Source organism: Staphylococcus sp. EG-SA-2 (assembly GCF_017152085.1).
In genome coordinates this window covers 1-403 of the sequence record NZ_JACYHC010000294.1, presented here as the reverse complement: position 1 = coordinate 403, position 403 = coordinate 1, and the positions used below count along the sequence as shown (strand labels likewise).

Annotated in this window: 1 pseudogene; it reads left to right on the top strand. The window is 35.7% G+C overall.

Annotation, left to right across the window (positions count from 1 at the left end):
- Positions 1-236: pseudogene (locus IDG60_RS02795) on the top strand (helix-turn-helix transcriptional regulator); the annotation flags it as partial.
- Between the last annotated feature and the right edge of the window lie 167 nt (positions 237-403).

The window sequence follows — 403 nt, the reverse complement described above, 5'->3', positions numbered from 1 at the left end:
TGTTAGTAGATCATAGGGTTGATGATAATATTAAAGCTGAAAACGTTATATTTATTGGCCTTTTGTGTAAACATGGACATTGGCATGCAGTCATTTATGACATTGCTCAAGACAAAACTGCCGAACTTGAAATTGAAAATATTATAGATATTTCGTATTCATTCGGTAAGACGATTCAAACCAGAGACATATCCATTGATAACTATCATCAATTTTTAAACCCCATTGATTCCTAAAAAACAGCAGTAAGATGATTTTCAATTAGAAAATATCTTGCTGCTGTTCTCTATTTATACAATACTTCGTATTGAATGGCTTCGCTTTCCTAGGGTGCCGTCTCAGCCTTGGTCTTCGACTGGCACTGCTCCCTCAGGAGTCTCGCCATTAATACTACGTATTAACA